We start from the raw sequence: 17,303 nt of genomic DNA on the forward strand, positions 1-17,303 counted from the left end.
AAAGATGTTTAAGCAATTCGGTGAAAAAATTAATTATCCTGAAATTGAAGAACAAATTCTAAAGTTCTGGCAGGAAAATAAAATATTTGAAAAGAGCATCTCTTCAAGAGATGAAAACAAACCTTTCACATTTTATGAAGGTCCTCCAACTGTTAATGGCAAACCGGGAATTCATCATGTAATGGCAAGAACTTTGAAAGACCTTGTATGCCGTTACAAAACAATGAAAGGATTCCGAGTTCAGAGAAAAGCTGGCTGGGATACTCATGGCTTGCCAATCGAAATAGCTTTGGAAAAAGATTTAGGATTTACTCAAAAATCCGATATTGAAAAGTATGGAGTCGCTGCTTTCAATAAAAAAGCAAAAGAACTTGTCTATCATCATATTGAAATGAAAGAAGGCTGGCGTACTCTGACTGAAAGAATGGGTTACTGGATTGACCTCGATAATCCTTACATTACATGCACAAATGAATATATAGAATCTGTTTGGTGGGCACTTTCTGAATATTTCAAGAAAGGATTAATTTACAAAGGATTTAAAATTGTTCCTCAATGCCCACACTGCGAAACCCCTCTTTCATCTCATGAACTAGCACTTGGTTACAAAGATGTTCAAGACCCAAATGTTTATGTTAAGTTCAAACTCAAAGATGAAGATGCTTCAATACTTGTTTGGACAACAACGCCCTGGACATTAATTTCAAATGTTGCACTTGCTGTTGGTCCAGATATAGATTATGTGAAAATTAAAACAGAAAAGCACGGCGTAATGTATCTTGCCAAAGCAAGACTTTCTGTAATTAAAGAAGATTACACAATCCTTCAAGAATTAAAAGGTTCTGATTTGCTGAATCGAGATTATGAACCATTATTCCAATACATTCCTGTAAACAAACGAGCATGGTACATTATTGCAGGTGATTTTGTCAGCACAGAAGATGGTTCTGGTGTTGTTCATATCGCTCCAGCTTTTGGTGCAGATGACTATGAAGTTTCAAAAAAATATGATTTGCCTTTTATTCAGCCGGTAACAAAAAGCGGCAGATTTACAGAAGAAGTTACAGATTTTGCAGGAAGATTGATTAAAACAATTCAATTCGAAACTCATGAAGAGAAAGGTGTTGACCCAGATATAATTCGAAATCTAAAAGAAAGAGGTTTGATTTACCGAGCAACAAATGATTATATGCACTCATATCCTCACTGCTGGAGATGCGATAATCCATTGATTTATTATGCACGCGACAGCTGGTACATTCGTACAACTCAAGTTGCTCAAAGAATGATTGAATTAAATAAAACTATAAACTGGTATCCGCCTGAAGTCGGTGCAGGTCGATTTGGTAACTGGCTTGAAGAAAATAAAGATTGGTCATTATCTCGAGATAGATACTGGGGAACCCCTCTTCCAATTTGGATTAGTGAAGACGGTGATATGTTTGCTGTTGGTTCTATCGCCGAATTGAAAGAAGGATTTGTTGAACGAGACGGAAAAAGAATTCTGGTTAAAGATTTACCTGAAGAAGAAATCGACCTTCATAAACCTTTTGTTGATGAAGTTAAATTTGAGAAGAATGGAAAAATTTATAAAAGAACCCCTGAATTGATTGATGTATGGTTCGACAGCGGTGCAATGCCTTTTGCTCAATTCCATTATCCATTTGAAAATGTTGAAACCTTCAAGAAAAAATATCCTGCAGATTTTATTTGTGAAGGAATTGACCAAACACGCGGATGGTTTTATACGCTTCATGCAATTGGTACAATGCTTTTTGATAATGTAGCTTTCAAAAATGTTATTGTGAATGAATTGATACTCGATAAAGAAGGACAGAAAATGTCCAAATCACGCGGCAATACTGTTGACCCATTTGATTTGTTTGATAAATATGGAGCCGATGCAACAAGATGGTATCTAATTACAACCAGTCCGCCATGGAAACCTACACTTTTTGATGAAGAAGGTGTGCTCGAAGTTCAAAGAAAATTCTTTGGAACTCTTATAAATACTTATTCATTCTTCTCGCTATATGCAAACATAGATAAGTTTAATTTCAGTGAAGAATTAATACCTTATGAAGAACGTCCTGAAATTGATAGATGGATAATTTCTAAATTGAGTTCGCTTGTCAAAGAATATGAAGAATTAATGGATAATTATGATGTAACAAAAGCTGCTCGTCAGGTTGCTAATTTTACAATTGACCAATTATCTAACTGGTATGTAAGAAGAAGCAGAAGAAGATTCTGGAAATCTGAAATTAATAAAAATAAATTATCAGCATATCAAACTCTGTATGAATGCTTGATTACAATTTCAAAATTAACAGCACCATTTGCGCCGTTTATAGCAGAAGAAATTTATCAGAATCTTAACACTGTTACAAAAAAAGAAAATTATGAATCAGTTCATCTTGCAGATTTTCCTAAACCATCATACTTTGAAAAAGAACTTGAAGAAAAAATGGATATTGCTCAACGAGTTGTTTATCTTACTCGTTCAATCAGAGCAAAACACAATTTGAAAGTTCGTCAACCATTAAGAAAAATAATGGTGGCAGTTGATAAAGAAAAACAGGATGCCTTAAGAAAAATGCAGGATGTAATTCTGGAAGAAGTGAATATCAAAGAATTAATTGTTCTTGAAGATGATTCTTCAATTGTGAATAAAACTGCAAAACCGAATTTTAAAGTTATTGGTCCCAAATATGGTAAGCTTGTGAAATCATTAACAAATGTAATTAAAGAACTCGATAAAAATTCAATTGCTGAACTCGAAAAATCTGGTAAACTTAATGTGGAAGTTGAAGGGCAAAACATTCAAATTACACTTGAAGATGTTGAAATTGTAAGTCACGAAATCGAAGGCTGGTTCGTCGAAAGTGAAGAAGGGGTTACAGTTGCAGTAGATACAGAACTAACAGAAGATTTAATAGCAGAAGGTTATGCTCGTGAGTTTGTTAATCGTGTTCAAAATATGAGAAAAGATGCAGGTTTTGATGTTGTGGACAGAATTTTTGTTGATGTTAAAGGAGACGATAAATTTTTGAACTATATTCAAAAATTTTCTGATTATATTTCAAATGAAGTTCTTGCAGAATCAATACGATATGAAGGGAAAATGAATGGCTATAAACAAAACTGGCAGATTGGCGATTATGAATGTGAGATTATAATTGCAAAGCAAAATAATTAATTTTCTGAAGCATGGGAGGAGTTATGGCAAAAAAGACTGATAAAAAAACAAATAAGAAAACCGCTGTTAAATCTAAAACAACAAAAAAAACAGCGAGCAAGTTAAACTCAAAGAAGGGGAAGGTAATGGCTAAGTCGAATCAAAATGAAAAAAAGGTAACTATGAAAAAAGGAAAACATGTTGAAGTAATTTCACCAACAAAGAAAGTCAAAAAAATTCAGGGATACTCGAAAAAAGATTTAGAAGAATTCAAAAAAATTATTCTTGAAAAAAGAAATGAAATAATTGAACAGCTTCAGGCATTAAAAGAACAAATGATGGATCCATCAACCGGGCAGTATGTAAATGAAAATTCGCCGTATTCTCTTCACATGGCAGAGCAGGGAACCGATGCAATGGAAAGAGAAAAATTATATCTCTGGGCTCAACGTGAAAATAAATTTTTAGGTTATCTTGATGATGCTCTTCAAAGAATTGAAAATGGAACTTACGGTATTTGCATTGAATGTATTGATGAACCACAAAATTTATGTCCAACTTGCCCATTAATTCCAAAAGAAAGATTAATGGCAGTGCCTCATACTCAGCATTGTCTTCAAGTTAAACAGAAAATGAAAACAACATAAAAGGTAGAAATCTTGAAAGTTCTTTACACAACTGTAATTGTAGTAATAATTGATCAGGTTACAAAATTTCTTGTGAAAGGAGGAACCATTCCATTTTTGAATATCAAAGCAAATGGAATGGAATATGGTCAAAGTATAAATGTAATTGGAGATTTTTTTAAGATAACATTTGTTGAAAATCCAGGTTTGGCATTTGGAATTGATGTTAATAATTCATCGAAATTAATTTTATCTATTTTTTCTCTCCTTGCAAGTATTGGAATCTTTTATTATTTGTATAAATCAAGAGATAAAAAATTTATTGTGAGATTTGCACTTGCATTAATTCTCGGAGGTGCAATTGGAAATTTAATTGACAGAGCTTTTTATGGATTGTTTTATGGTTATGCACCTTTATTTTATGGAAGAGTTGTGGATTTTTTTAATGTAGATTTTTTTGATTTCACAATTTTTGGAAGAACATATGACCGCTGGCCTATTTTTAATATTGCAGATGCTTCGGTAACAATCGGTGTTATTCTTTTGATAATATTTCATAAATCTGCTGAAGAAACAACCACTGAAGAAAAAAATTTGTTAGTTACAAAAGAATCAGTTGCAAATGAAAATTTAGAGCTTGAGAGTTCAAATCCAATTGTAAAAAATGTCGAAGATAATAACAGAGAAGAAAATTAAAATTGAAATACCTGAGGGGAAAAAGAAAGAAAGAATAGATATTTTTTTAGCCAATTCAGTTGAAAATGCAACCCGCTCAAGAATACAAAAATTAATTAAATCAAATCTTGTTACTGTTAATAATAAAGCAGTTAAACCGAATTATTTAATTTGTCCCGGCGATAAAATTGAAATTACAATTCCAGTAACTCCACGCCCAGAAGAAACAGAACCAGAAGATATTCCATTAAATATAGTTTATGAAGATGATTATATAATTGTTGTGAATAAACCTGCTGGCATGGTTGCACATCCAGCTTTAGGGAATTACAGTGGAACCCTTGTTAATGCATTACTTCATTATACACAAAAGTTAAGTAAACTTAATGAACCCGGAAGACCAGGAATTGTTCACAGAATTGATAAAGATACAAGCGGACTTTTGCTTATTGCAAAAGATGAGTGGACACATGCTCAACTTGCAAAACAATTTTCTGCTCATACAATCGAACGTGAATACTGGGCTGTATGCTGGGGATTATTTGAAGAAAAGAAAGGGGAAGTAATAGGAAATATTGCAAGATCAAATAAGGATAGAAAAATTTTTACTGTAAGCCAAACAGAAGGACGATATGCACATACATTTTATGAGGTGATTGAAGAATTTGAATTTGCTTCGCTGGTAAAATTGAAATTAAAAACCGGGAGGACACATCAAATTCGAGTTCATATGTCACATATTAAACATCCAGTATTTGGCGACCCAACTTATGGCGGAAGAAGAATTGTTTATGGTTCAAATCTTCCTAAGATGAAAAGCAGAGTAGAAAATTTGCTTCAAATCATGAAACGGCAGGCACTTCATGCAAAAACACTTGGCTTTGTTCATCCACACACAAACGAAAAAATTTTTCTTGATTCTGAACTGCCAGAAGATATGAAGATATTATTAGAAAAATTAAGAAGTGATTAAGTATCAATTCGTTGAAATAATTTTTCCCACTCAGCAATTGCTTCTGAAAATGGTTCAAGAACTCTTGGCATTGCACCATGAAGATATGAAATTGCTATACCATAATTTACAATTGGAATTCCCATATAACGTGCTTGTTTAATTCTTGTTTGCATCATTTTTCGTGTAAGAGTGCAGCCGCCGCAATGAACAATTAATTTGTATTCAGATAAATTTTCTGGAAAATCATGACCGCTAACAATATCAATTTCGAGATTCTTTTTTGTATGAAGTCTTAACCAGCGCGGAATTTTTACTCTACCAATATCATCTTCCTGAGCATGATGAGTGCAGGCTTCTGCAATTAAAACTTTATCACCGTTTTCAAGTTCTTCAATTCTTTTTAGTCCTCTTACATATTCTGTAATATCACCTTTATATCTTGCCATTAAAATTGAAAAAGTTGTAAGAAGAACTTCATCAGGAACATCTGCAATTACTCTCATAATTGCCTGACTGTCAGTAACAACTAATTTTGGTGCTTGATTTAATTTGCTTAATGCTGCTCTTAATTCTTTGTCTTTTGCAACTACAACAATTGTGTCTTCATCAAGAGCTTCGCGAATTGTTTGAACCTGCGGCATTATTAATCTTCCCTTCGGTGCACCTAAATCAATTGGAACAACCAGAACTATTAAATCATGCTGTTTGACCAAATCTCCAATTAAAGGAATTTCGTCTTCTACAGGAAGAAGTTGTGATACTTTTTCTTTTAGTTCATAAATTCCATCACCAGTTAAGCAAGAGACAGGATGATATTTTATATCAAATTTTTGAAGTTCCTCAATTAATTCATAATTAATTCCCAAATCAGATTTATTAATTACAGCAAGAAAAGGAACATTAAAGTTTTTCAGCTTATCTATCAGTTCGATTTCATATTGAGTTAATCTTTGCTGCGAATCCAAAACAAGAATCGCAAAATCAACTTCAGAAATTGTTTTAATTGTTTTTGAAATTCTTTTTTCTCCAAGTTCACCAATATCATCTATTCCAGCAGTATCAATTAAAACTACAGGACCAAAAGGAAGAAGCTCCATAGCTTTTTTAACCGGGTCTGTAGTTGTTCCAGGGATATCACTTACAATTACAAGATCCTGACCTATAAATTTATTCATCAAAGAAGATTTTCCAACATTTCTTCTTCCAACAAAAGCAATATGAGTTCTTTCGGATTGAGCAACTTTACTCAAGGTTCACTCCCAATTCTTTTGATATAATATTATATAATTGTTTTTCATCAAGCAGCTTGCTTTTCATTAATGCTTTTACAAATGGAATTTTATTTTCATAAGCATATTTTACTAATTCTTGAATTGCATCATATCCAAAAGTTGTAATTAATGATGCAGCTATAGCAGAGCTATTGATTAAATTAATTTTGCATCTTTCTTCATTTGCTGTTATTCCATCAATACAATTTAATGCAAGATTTATATTTGAGTCCCTGAGCATTTCGAGTGATTTCAAAAATAGATGAGCAAGCAATGGAACAAATGGATTGAGTTCGAGGTGTCCGCTTCCAATAATGTTCGATATAATAACATCATGACCTTTAACAAGTTCACATATCTGAATAGTATTTTCAAGAATTACAGGATTTACTTTGCCAGGCATTATGCTTGAACCTGCCTGCTTTGGTGGAATGTTAATTTCTCCAATTCCTCCATTTGGACCACTGGACATAAATCTAATATCATTGCAAATTTTTATAATTGTAACTGCTCCAGCTTTAACAAGTCCATGAACTTCTGCAAATACATCAAGATTTTGTGTTGCATCAATTAAGTCTTCACTTTTTGCAATTGGCAGCTTGGTAATTTTTTTTAAAATATTATTTACATTTAGAACATATTCTCTTGGTGCTGTAATTGAATTGCCAACTGCAGTTCCACCAAGATTTACAGAACGCAATCTTTCTTCTGCATTATAAAGTCTCCATCTGTCTCGAGCAATTGCCTGAGCGTATGCACCAAATTCCTGACCAAGTGTAATTGGAACTGCATCTTGATATTGAGTTCTTCCAAGTTTTAAGATGTGTTTAAATTCTTCTTCTTTTTTTTGTAATGAATTTTGAAGCGCAGCAAATGAATCTGCTAATTCTCTTAATAAATTTATTGAAGCAATTTTAAGTGCAGTTGGAAAAGTATCATTTGTTGATTGACTCATATTAACATCATCAATAGGATGAATATAATCATATTCACCATAATTCTTACCAGCAATTTGCAGTGCAGTATTTGCAATTACTTCATTGATGTTCATGTTAAGAGATGTTCCTGCCCCACCTTGATAAGGGTCAACAATAATTTTTTCATAGATAGAAGATAAATTGCCTTTGATGCAGGCTTCTGTTTCTTTTATTAATTCTTGAATTGCTTCTGATATTGCATCATATTTTTCTTTTAAGAGAATTCCGCATTTATAATTTGTTTCTGCTGCTGCAAGTTTAACCTGTAGATAAGCTTTTATTAAATGCAGGTTGACTTTTTCACCACTGCGCGGAAAGTTATTAAAACTTCTTAAAGTATGAATTCCATAAAGTGCATCATCTGGAATTTGCAATTCGCCTAATGAATCTTTTTCAATTCTCATTTTTTTCAAAATTGTTTTACAAAAATATAAAAACTATATCTTATTAAAGGCATAAAAAAACCCTCTGCTTTTTCAAGCAGAGGGCTTAAGAAGGAGGTAAAATGAAGATTATTTGAGCAGTAACATTTTGTTTGTCTTAACAAAATTGTCGGCTTCAATTCTATAGAGATAAACGCCTGAAGCCATATTCTTTGCATTCCATTCAATTGTATGTGTTCCTGCATTCAATCTATTGTTAACCAATGTTACAATTTCTCTTCCGATTGCATCATAAATTGTTAATTTAACATTAGATTCTTTAGGAAGCTGGAATCTGATATAAGTTGTTGGATTAAATGGATTTGGATAATTCTGGAATAGTGCATAATCGCTTGGAATTGTTTGTTCATCAGATTTAACATCGGTTGGGATTCCAAGTAAGTTCATGGCACCTTTTAATGCTGTAACAACATATTTTGGATTATGAATACCACCGCTCTTATCTTCTTCAGCTGTGATTGCATTCCAGTATGCACTTAATTGGTCTTTTGTCCATGAAGATTTTGGACCATCGAGTGTTCCATCTGCTTTATGTGGTAAAGCAGCCATAATTTTTTCAATCATTCCATGAACTTCTTCTTGTAATCCTTCAACAACACCATCATTGTCATGGTCACCATTTCCATTGAGGAAGAATTTAACATCTTCGAATGATGTTCCAAAAGTGCTTCCATGACATTGAGCGCAGGCTTCCATGTTATCTTTATCAGGAATTTTTCTTCCGCTTGCATCAAGAATGAAATTACCTTTTTCATCTTTCTTAAATGTGCTCATGCTGAATGAATGTCCACCCCATTGATTAACAGTTGTACCTGTTACTGCATTTGCGCTGTACATGTGGCATCTTACGCAGGCTTCTTGAGTTGCACCGAAGTGATTGGATTTTGCTAATTTTACTCCAGCAAGCTCTAACATGTTATTTCCAACGAGTATATCTCCTTGAGGACCATGATGAGGACCGAATCTTACATTGATAGTTCCGCTCAAAGCTGCATTTGCTTCTGTTCTTGAACGATGGCAATTGAAACAGAGAGCACCAGTTCCTGCATTACTTTCATCAATTTTAATTGTTGTGTTATTTGGGGCTAAAAGTTCTGCATCTACTTTTCTTAATTGATGAACATTTTTATCACTGTGTGGATCATGGCATCCTGAACAGGTAATTGGTGTATATGAAGCATCAAAATATGGGTCTGCTTTTGTAATACCATTAACATATTGTGCAAAACCTTTTCCTGTATGGCATGGTACACAGTCTTCACGTCCAGGACCAGTTGGATATGAAGTAGCTCCGGAATGTACAGATGCATCCCACTGTTCAGGGAAAATGTGATGAGTACCTGAATCATGGCAATATGCACAAACATCTGCTGAAAAAGTTGCTTGCATTCTTGAATCAGAAGTTACACCAAGATGTCCGCTTCCTGGACCATGGCAACTTTCACATTGAATATTTGCTCTCAACATTGCATCAGGAAATTTCACTAACAATGTATCGTAAGTATTCGGGGTGATTTTAGAAGGATAAACAAAACCTAAGTCGTCAAATCCATCATTTACTGCAGTTGGATTTGCATCATATCCAGTAGTATGACATGGTACACAATAACTTGCATAATGATCAGTGGGACCGCTCAATCCAGGAGTAGCTTTCATAGCACGAGTAAACATTGTAGCATGATTTGTCTTTGACCATTCTTCTACTTTTCCTGGATGGCATGTTTGGCAGTTAACTTTTTTATCAACTCCATTTACAACAGTATTTGTATAACCCAAATATTTGGCAGCATTGAAAACAATTGATTTGGTATAAGAACCTTCTGTAACAGTGATTTCATAAACACCAAGTTTATCTGGTGTAAATGTAACTACTTGTGTTGAATCATTTTTAATATCTTTGTCAGCCCCAATAGTTGCTGTAGAACCTGCAGGTTTACGTGTAATTGTGTAAACTGGATTTTCAAATTTTTTCCCTGTAATTGATGCCTTAAAATACATTAATGTTCCTACACCGACATTTGTTAATCCATTGTATGGATAAGTGTAAATATCGGTTGTGGATCTTGCAACATCTCTCGGCGAAACTCCAAATGGCTGAAAATCTAATTTAACTGTTTGTGCCATTAGAGTAGTCGAGAGAATACACGCAAATAAAATGAAAGTAAGTTTTCGAATCATAAAGATCCTCCTTTAGTTAAGAAGTTGAGAAGATGAAATCATGATTTTCAAGTTATTAAGATATTTTTATTTTTTTTCCTTTATTTAATATAAAAAGAACATGTAAGATGTCAAAGTCTAATTTTATTTTATGTTTAATTATCTTTTTATCGTATTTATCACCAAATTTCATTCCATAATTAAATTTGTATAAACAGCGCACTATTTGTATATTTTTTTCCCAAATTTTGGAAAATTAATGTTAATCTATAATACTTTTTCTAAAACTAAAGAAGAATTTATTCCTGTTAACCCGCCCAATGTTACTTTTTATGTTTGTGGACCAACTGTATATGATTACTTCCATATTGGGAATGCTCGCTCTTTTATCATGGCAGACATCGTAAGAAGATATCTTGAATACAAAGGCTATAATGTAAATTTTGTAATGAATATTACTGATATTGATGATAAAATCATTAATAAATCAAAAGAAAGTAAAAAATCAACAGAAGAGATAGCAAAGTTTTTTACTGCTGCTTTTTATGAAGATATTCAAAAATTAAGAATTAAACCTGCTGTAAAAAATCCTCGCGCTACGGAATCAATCCCAGATATAATTGAAATGATTAAGACATTGGAAGAAAAGGGATATGCTTATAGTGTTGATGGCAATGTTTATTATGATATCACAAAATTTAAGGATTACGGAAAACTCAGCGGAAAAAATCTTGAAGAACTTGAAGCTGGTGCACGAGTTGAAGTAAATGAATCTAAAAGAAATCCTCTTGATTTTGTTTTATGGAAAAAAGCAAAAGAAGGTGAACCAAGCTGGGATAGTCCCTGGGGCAAAGGAAGACCGGGCTGGCATATCGAATGTTCTGCAATGAGTTGTAAACATTTGGGAAATACTATAGATATTCATGCTGGAGGCAATGATTTAATTTTCCCTCATCATGAAAATGAAATTGCTCAAAGTGAAGCTGCTAATGAAACGAAGTTTGTAAAATATTGGCTTCATTTTGGCTTTCTAAATATTCAGAACGAAAAAATGTCGAAGTCGCTTGGTAATTTTTTTACTGCAAGAGAAATTCTTTCAAAATATTCTGTGGAAGCAATTCGACTTTTCTTTTCACAAACTCACTATCGTGGTCCTCTAAATTTCAGCGAAGAACTGCTATCTGCTGCAGAAAAAGGAATTGAAAAAATTAAAAACCTTGCCGAAAAAGTTGAGCAGGAAATTCAAAAACAGGCAGATGATGGAGTTTATCCCCAGTTTGATTTCAAAAAATATTATGAAGAATTTGAAAATGTGATGGATGATGATTTCAATACTCCACAAGCAGTAGCTGTAATTTTTGAATTTGTCAAAAATGTCAATAAAGTAATTTCTGAAAATGAAAAAATAAATTCTCAATTTTATTACGATGTTAAAAAATTTCTGAGTGATACTGCACAAAATGTTCTTGGCATAATTCATTTTGATTCGTTATTCGAAAATCAAAAATCAGAAGCAATAGAAGATAAATTAATAGAACTGCTGATTAATGTTAGACTTGCATTAAAGAAAGAAAAAAATTTTGCTTTATCAGATTATATCAGAGATGAATTGAATAAACTCGGAATAATACTTCAGGATAGTAAAGAGGGAACAACTTTCAAAAGAAAAAGATAGTGAATAAAAAATTTTTAGGTATTGAGAAAAAAATATTGTATTATTTATCAATAATAATTGAAAAATAATGTTATGAAGAAAAATTTCTACCTGTACTTTTTTTTATTGGCATTATCAACAAAAATATTATCTCAAGGCACTTCGGGTACCGATGCAAAATATGAATACAGAAATTTAATTGATATTCCAACAGCAGGAGTTCTTGATAAAGGTGTAGTTGGAGTATCATTAGATGTAATGCCTCTTGGAGTAGTTATTTCAAAAATTGAAGTTGGTGTTTTTGATAATTTTAGTTTTGGTATTTCTTACGGCGGAAGCAACATAATTGGTCAGGGTAAAATAGATTGGTACAAATTACCTGGTGTGAATGTGAGAATAAGAATAATTAATGAAACAGTATCCTCCCCTGCAATCACACTTGGTTTTGATTCTCAAGGCAAAGGAACTTTTGATAGAGATTTAAATCGCTATCAAATTAAATCCACAGGATTTTTTGCAGCCGCATCAAAAAATTTTGAATTCTTTGGATACTTAAGTTTGCATGGTTCTGTTAATTACTCACTCGAAAGAGATGATAATGATAAAGACCTAAACTTAGCAATTGGTTTTGAAAAAACAATTGGAAATAAAATTTCATTAATTGGTGAATATGACTTCGCAGTAAATGACAATACTGGGCTATCTCTTGGAAATGGAAATGGTTATTTAAATATGGGTTTAAGATGGACAGTTGCTGATGGTTTTACTATTGGAATTAATCTTAGAGATTTACTTGATAATAAAAAATTCAACAGCAGTCGTGCCGATAGAGGAATTTTTGTAGAATATGTAAAATCAATTTTTTAACTGTTCTCTAAATCGAACATATAAGTTCATAGAAATATACAATTAATTTATTAGTCCTTCCTTTTTAGCATTTCTTTTAAACTATTTAAGGCATAATTTTTGTCAAAGAAACAGAAAAAGGGGTGTGAAAAATGAAAACTTTAGCTAAAATATTATTATTGATTCCATTATTAACTTTAGGAGGATGCTATACTCAATTGGCTCTTCGCAATGATTATAATTATGAAGATGAATATACTTATCAAGAACAAGAAGATACAACATATAATCGCGGAGAAGTAAATATTTACAATTATTATTATGATGGCTTCTATCCAAATTACAGAAGATATTACTGGGGTTATTATCCCAGTTGGAGTATAACTATTGGAACCTACTATGACCCATTCTGGTGGGATATTTATTATCCATATGTTCCATGGTGGTATTATCCATACAGTTATAATTATTGGGCATATTATGATTACTGGTATTATCCAAATTACTGGCATTATGGATATTCTAATTCTGGAGTTTATAAATACAGAAATACTTACACAAGATTGAGAAATACTGATGGCGGAAGGAATGTTGATATTCGGGATAGAGGTGATAGTTATAGAAGTGGAAGGTCAAGTATTATTGATAACAGAACTGGCACAACAAAACCAGCAGATGTGGATTTAAGCAGAACAGGTGTATCTCGAACCAGAGATAATACTTCAGGCACACTCTCAAAAGAAAGTGCCAATACTAATATTGAACGAAAACGAGAAAGAAGCGAGACAAGAATTAAGTATCCTATAGAAGCCACAAGAGACAGAGGAACAAGAGAACAGACAGGTGAAAGAAGCAGAGAAAATTCATCACGTGATAGAAGTGCTGATAATAACAGTTCAGGAAGGTCATCGCAGCCAAGTTATACGCCACCACCAAGTGAATCGAGAGCTCCGGCTCCATCATATAATCCTCCACCAAGGTCAAGTTCAAGCAGTGGATCAACAAGAGGAAGTGATGGAGGTCGTTCAGGCGGTGATAGTGGAAGAAGAAGATAAAAATTTCTCTATTAAACTTATTGCTGGGAGATTGATATGAAAAAAATAATCTTAATCATTTCAGGTTTGTTAATATTGAATGTAACTACTCAAGCACAAAATTTTAAAGATGCTTTACGATTAACTGAACCAGAAATTTTAACAAGTGCAAAAGCACTTTCTCTTGGAAATGCTTATACAGCTCTGAGTAATGATTTTTCTGCATCATTATTTAATCCTGCTGGATTTGGCTTGATTAAAAAGTCAGAATTTTCAGGAGCACTTTCCTATAACTCTTTTAATAATTCAACTACTTTCTTCAATAAAAATGTGGACTATTCAAACAGCATAACAAAATTGAGCGAGTTTGGATTTGTTTTCCCTATGCCAACAAAAAGAGGCAGTTTAGTATTTGCACTTGGTTATAATCAATTAAAAGATTTTAACTATACAATGAAATTTGATGGATATAATCCTAACAACAATTCATTAATTCAGGATCTAACAAGTAATAACGATGATATTGCATATGAACTTGCACTTAGTTACCCAGTTTATAATAAATCAAACAAATATGTTTATGATACAACTTTAATAAACGGGAGATTAAACCAGAGTGGTAAGATTACTCAAGATGGAGGATTGCACAGCTGGTCGTTTTCTGGTGCAGTTGAAATTCAGAAAGATGTTTTTCTTGGTGCAACTTTGAATATTATTAATGGTGATTTTAAACGCGACCGCCAATACTGGGAAGATGATGTGAATGATTACTATAATATTAATTTCCTTTTAGACCCAAGTGAACCAAAAACTCGTGATTTTCAAACTTTCTACATGAATGATATTATTCGCTGGGATGTTTCTGGGTGGAATTTAAATTTAGGTTTACTAACAAGAATTAATGATAAATTCAATATTGGATTTTCAATCAAAACACCAAGAAAATTCACAATAAGAGAAACTTATTTTGTTGATGCTTATAGTCAGTTCGCTCAAACAAGATTTTCATTAAATCCTCCAATAGAAAATCGAAGTGAATATAAAATTAATACACCTTATGAATTTTCTTTAGGTGCCGCAATTAATGAGAAAAATTTATTAATAAGCTTTGATGCAAAGTTTATCGATTATACTCAAATGGAATTTACAAGCGGATTAGATATTAGGGACATAGAAAGTAACAATCGTGATATCAAAGAATTATTCAGACAGGTAATAAATTTACATGCTGGAGTGGAGTATGAAATTCCATATATAAATCTTGCACTAAGAGGCGGATTTATGATTCTCCCTTCTCCTTATAAAGATGACCCGGCAGAGTATGACAAAAAATTTATTACGGTAGGATTAGGCTTAAATCCAAATCGTAATTTATCTTTTAATATTACTTATGCTTACGGCTGGTGGAAAGATTTTGGCGATAATTATGGAAATAATATTTCAAGAACTTATCAGGATATAACAAAAAATAATTTCATTGCAGGAATAAGATATAGTTTTTAATACACACTCCTACTTGGTTAATGCTCACCACAAAAAGCATCTTAGAAATAAGATGCTTTTTGTTTTTAAAGATTTCAAAAGATAGATTTGCAAAATAAAATTATTAAAGGAGGTGTTTATTAAAGGAATAATTTTTAAGATAGAAAGCAGAAATTATTATGTATTTGATGAGAATAATAAAGAAGTAAGATGTTTTTTACGAGGGAAATTTCAAAAAGAATTTTCTATTAAGAAAGACAAATTGCTAACACTCGACATTGCTGCAGTTGGTGATATTGTAGAATTTAATTTGAATAATGATGGAACAGGTGTAATAACAGATATCTACCCAAGAAGAAATAAAATTTCAAGAAAAGCTCCAAGAATTAAGGGGGCAAGTATAAGAGGAGAAAGATTAGAACAAATTATTGCTACTAATGTTGATAATCTTATAATTGTTTCAAGCTGGCTCAATCCAAAATTTAATAATCGATTAATTGATAGAATGATTGTCGTTGCAGAAAGTTCTTCTGTTCAGCCAGTAATTGTAATCAACAAAATTGACCTTGATATAAATGATGAAAGAAAAAAATGGGTAAATCTTTATCAACAAATTGGCTACAATGTTTTTGAGACAAGCACAATAAATAAGATTGGTCTTGACGAGTTGAAATATTTTTTGACAGGCAAAATTAATTTGTTCTGGGGACATTCTGGAGTTGGAAAATCAAGTCTGTTAAATCAACTTTATCCTGGACTTAATCTCAAAGTAAGTGAAATCAGTGATTATACATTGAAAGGAAGACACACCACAGTAACCGTTCTAATGAAAAAAGTTGATGAAAACACATTTGTAATTGATACACCGGGGATAAGAGAAATTGACCCCTATGGAATCAAAAAAGAAGATTTGAGTCATTACTTCAAAGATTTCAAAGATTACATCTATGATTGCAAGTTTAACACTTGTACACATCATCATGAACCAGGATGTGCAGTAGTTAAGGCATGCCAGGAAGGCAAGATAAATGAAGAAAGATATAATAGTTATTTGAACATTTTAGAAACAGTAGAAGAAGATTTATTTTTTGAGTGATTTAATTTTCTTTTTCATTTGCTCTATGAATTGAATAATTACTTCGTCAGGCACACCATCGTGATGTTTTGATTTTAATCTCATATCACACTGGTCATTGATGTAATCAATCAACACAAATTTATTTTTTCTTGTTAATGCAATTTCTGTTGAAAAATAATCTATTCTTGTTATTCTTGATAATCTTTTAGTAATTCGATGCAAAGGCTGAAGATGATATTTTTTAATCTGGTCGTAAGTAATTGATTCGTAGACATGAGTGTGGTCGTCCCACCATGTTGGAATCACTTTATTAAAAGCCCAGAACACTCTAAACCATGCTCTTCTTCCACTTAAAGTTTTGGGATATATTTTTTCCTGAATTAAAAATTCTTCAGTTTGATTTTTAATTCTTTCTTTTTGAATTTGAGCAAGCGTAGTTGCATCTACCTCAACACCTTCGCCGCCCCCAGTTTCAATTGCTGGTTTGATTATAAATGGTATTCCCAATTGCTTTAATTCTTCTTCGTTTATGTTTAGATTGTGATTGAAATAGTAAGGCGGCAGTAATATTGTTTTTGGCAAATCAAAATTTTTCTTTGAAAGCAATTTGTGCATGTAAGATTTATTTGTGAATTTATGAACTTTTTTATGAGGATTGATTAAGTAGGATTTTCTTTTTGATAAAATTGCTGCAATTGGTTCAAAATCTGAATCAACATCGGAAGCTCTGTCTAAATAAGCTCGAAAATGGAGCTGCTTCGATTTTAGTGAATCTATAACTTCAAAAACATTATAATTGCTGATTACAAAAGTTGAAAAACCATCTTTTTGAAATATGAATTCTGTCAATTCAACAAATTCAACATCATATTCCCATGTGTAAGAAATTGCAAGGTCAAATGTATTCATATCGAAAAAATTTTTTTA

At 32.3% G+C, this 17,303-nt stretch carries 13 protein-coding genes; 9 read left to right on the top strand and 4 right to left on the bottom strand.

Annotated elements, in window-relative coordinates; translation table 11 throughout:
* Positions 1-4 precede the first annotated feature (4 nt).
* The 4 genes from ileS to AC27L2_RS03870 are packed head-to-tail and all read left to right on the top strand — an operon-like array spanning position 5 to position 5,452.
* Positions 5-3,199: an isoleucine--tRNA ligase gene (gene ileS, locus AC27L2_RS03855; RefSeq protein WP_487210363.1), complete on the top strand. Its 3,195-nt coding sequence runs from the start codon at positions 5-7 to the stop codon at positions 3,197-3,199.
* Positions 3,200-3,222: 23 nt separating this feature from the next.
* Positions 3,223-3,825, top strand: coding sequence for a TraR/DksA family transcriptional regulator (locus AC27L2_RS03860; RefSeq protein ID WP_487210364.1), 603 nt, complete (start codon positions 3,223-3,225; stop codon positions 3,823-3,825).
* A gap of 12 nt (positions 3,826-3,837) precedes the next feature.
* Complete coding sequence (gene lspA, locus AC27L2_RS03865) at positions 3,838-4,500, top strand: signal peptidase II (protein WP_487210365.1); 663 nt, start codon at positions 3,838-3,840, stop codon at positions 4,498-4,500.
* Positions 4,469-5,452 carry an RluA family pseudouridine synthase gene (locus AC27L2_RS03870; protein WP_487210366.1) on the top strand — a complete coding sequence of 328 codons (984 nt, stop codon included), beginning with the start codon at positions 4,469-4,471 and terminating at the stop codon, positions 5,450-5,452. The genes lspA and AC27L2_RS03870 overlap by 32 nt, the downstream gene beginning before the upstream one ends.
* On the opposite strand, the gene hydF is transcribed toward AC27L2_RS03870, so the two are convergent.
* The 3 genes from hydF to AC27L2_RS03885 form a co-directional block, all read right to left on the bottom strand.
* Positions 5,449-6,684 carry a [FeFe] hydrogenase H-cluster maturation GTPase HydF gene (gene hydF / locus AC27L2_RS03875; RefSeq protein ID WP_487210367.1) on the bottom strand — a complete coding sequence of 412 codons (1,236 nt, stop codon included), beginning with the start codon at positions 6,682-6,684 and terminating at the stop codon, positions 5,449-5,451. The genes AC27L2_RS03870 and hydF overlap by 4 nt on opposite strands.
* Positions 6,677-8,086 (bottom strand): aspartate ammonia-lyase, encoded by a 1,410-nt coding sequence (locus AC27L2_RS03880; protein WP_487210368.1) that lies wholly within the window; start codon positions 8,084-8,086, stop codon positions 6,677-6,679. The genes hydF and AC27L2_RS03880 overlap by 8 nt, the downstream gene beginning before the upstream one ends.
* Before the next feature lie 108 nt (positions 8,087-8,194).
* Entirely contained in the window at positions 8,195-10,303 is a 2,109-nt protein-coding gene (locus tag AC27L2_RS03885; RefSeq protein WP_487210370.1) for a T9SS type A sorting domain-containing protein, read from the bottom strand.
* Positions 10,304-10,541: 238 nt separating this feature from the next.
* Between AC27L2_RS03885 and cysS the strand changes: the two genes are divergently transcribed.
* The 5 genes from cysS to rsgA all read left to right on the top strand — a co-directional run bounded on the left by cysS (position 10,542) and on the right by rsgA (position 16,394).
* The gene (gene cysS / locus AC27L2_RS03890) at positions 10,542-11,957 is read left to right on the top strand and encodes a cysteine--tRNA ligase (protein ID WP_487210371.1); all 1,416 of its coding nucleotides are present in this window, start codon (positions 10,542-10,544) and stop codon (positions 11,955-11,957) included.
* A 72-nt stretch (positions 11,958-12,029) separates the two neighbouring features.
* Positions 12,030-12,803 (top strand): hypothetical protein, encoded by a 774-nt coding sequence (locus tag AC27L2_RS03895; protein WP_487210372.1) that lies wholly within the window; start codon positions 12,030-12,032, stop codon positions 12,801-12,803.
* Between the two features lie 131 nt (positions 12,804-12,934).
* Positions 12,935-13,837 carry a hypothetical protein gene (locus AC27L2_RS03900; protein WP_487210373.1) on the top strand — a complete coding sequence of 301 codons (903 nt, stop codon included), beginning with the start codon at positions 12,935-12,937 and terminating at the stop codon, positions 13,835-13,837.
* A gap of 36 nt (positions 13,838-13,873) precedes the next feature.
* Positions 13,874-15,319, top strand: coding sequence for an OmpP1/FadL family transporter (locus tag AC27L2_RS03905; protein WP_487210374.1), 1,446 nt, complete (start codon positions 13,874-13,876; stop codon positions 15,317-15,319).
* 112 nt (positions 15,320-15,431) lie between these two features.
* Positions 15,432-16,394: a ribosome small subunit-dependent GTPase A gene (gene rsgA / locus AC27L2_RS03910; protein WP_487210375.1), complete on the top strand. Its 963-nt coding sequence runs from the start codon at positions 15,432-15,434 to the stop codon at positions 16,392-16,394.
* On the opposite strand, the gene AC27L2_RS03915 is transcribed toward rsgA, so the two are convergent.
* Entirely contained in the window at positions 16,380-17,285 is a 906-nt protein-coding gene (locus tag AC27L2_RS03915; RefSeq protein WP_487210376.1) for an ATP-grasp domain-containing protein, read from the bottom strand. The two genes, rsgA and AC27L2_RS03915, sit on opposite strands and share 15 nt — an antisense overlap.
* Positions 17,286-17,303: the final 18 nt, after the last annotated feature.

It is taken from the genome of Rosettibacter sp. KY25, assembly GCF_057554405.1.

Bases quoted from the DNA above. Each gene is read 5' to 3' on its own strand.
- AC27L2_RS03885 (WP_487210370.1), bottom strand. From the start codon at position 10,303: ATGATTCGAAAACTTACTTTCATTTTATTTGCGTGTATTCTCTCGACT.
- AC27L2_RS03860 (WP_487210364.1), top strand. From the start codon at position 3,223: ATGGCAAAAAAGACTGATAAAAAAACAAATAAGAAAACCGCTGTTAAA.
- AC27L2_RS03905 (WP_487210374.1), top strand. From the start codon at position 13,874: ATGAAAAAAATAATCTTAATCATTTCAGGTTTGTTAATATTGAATGTA.
- AC27L2_RS03880 (WP_487210368.1), bottom strand. From the start codon at position 8,086: ATGAGAATTGAAAAAGATTCATTAGGCGAATTGCAAATTCCAGATGAT.
- AC27L2_RS03895 (WP_487210372.1), top strand. From the start codon at position 12,030: ATGAAGAAAAATTTCTACCTGTACTTTTTTTTATTGGCATTATCAACA.
- AC27L2_RS03870 (WP_487210366.1), top strand. From the start codon at position 4,469: ATGTCGAAGATAATAACAGAGAAGAAAATTAAAATTGAAATACCTGAG.
- cysS (WP_487210371.1), top strand. From the start codon at position 10,542: ATGTTAATCTATAATACTTTTTCTAAAACTAAAGAAGAATTTATTCCT.
- ileS (WP_487210363.1), top strand. From the start codon at position 5: ATGTTTAAGCAATTCGGTGAAAAAATTAATTATCCTGAAATTGAAGAA.
- AC27L2_RS03900 (WP_487210373.1), top strand. From the start codon at position 12,935: ATGAAAACTTTAGCTAAAATATTATTATTGATTCCATTATTAACTTTA.
- AC27L2_RS03915 (WP_487210376.1), bottom strand. From the start codon at position 17,285: ATGAATACATTTGACCTTGCAATTTCTTACACATGGGAATATGATGTT.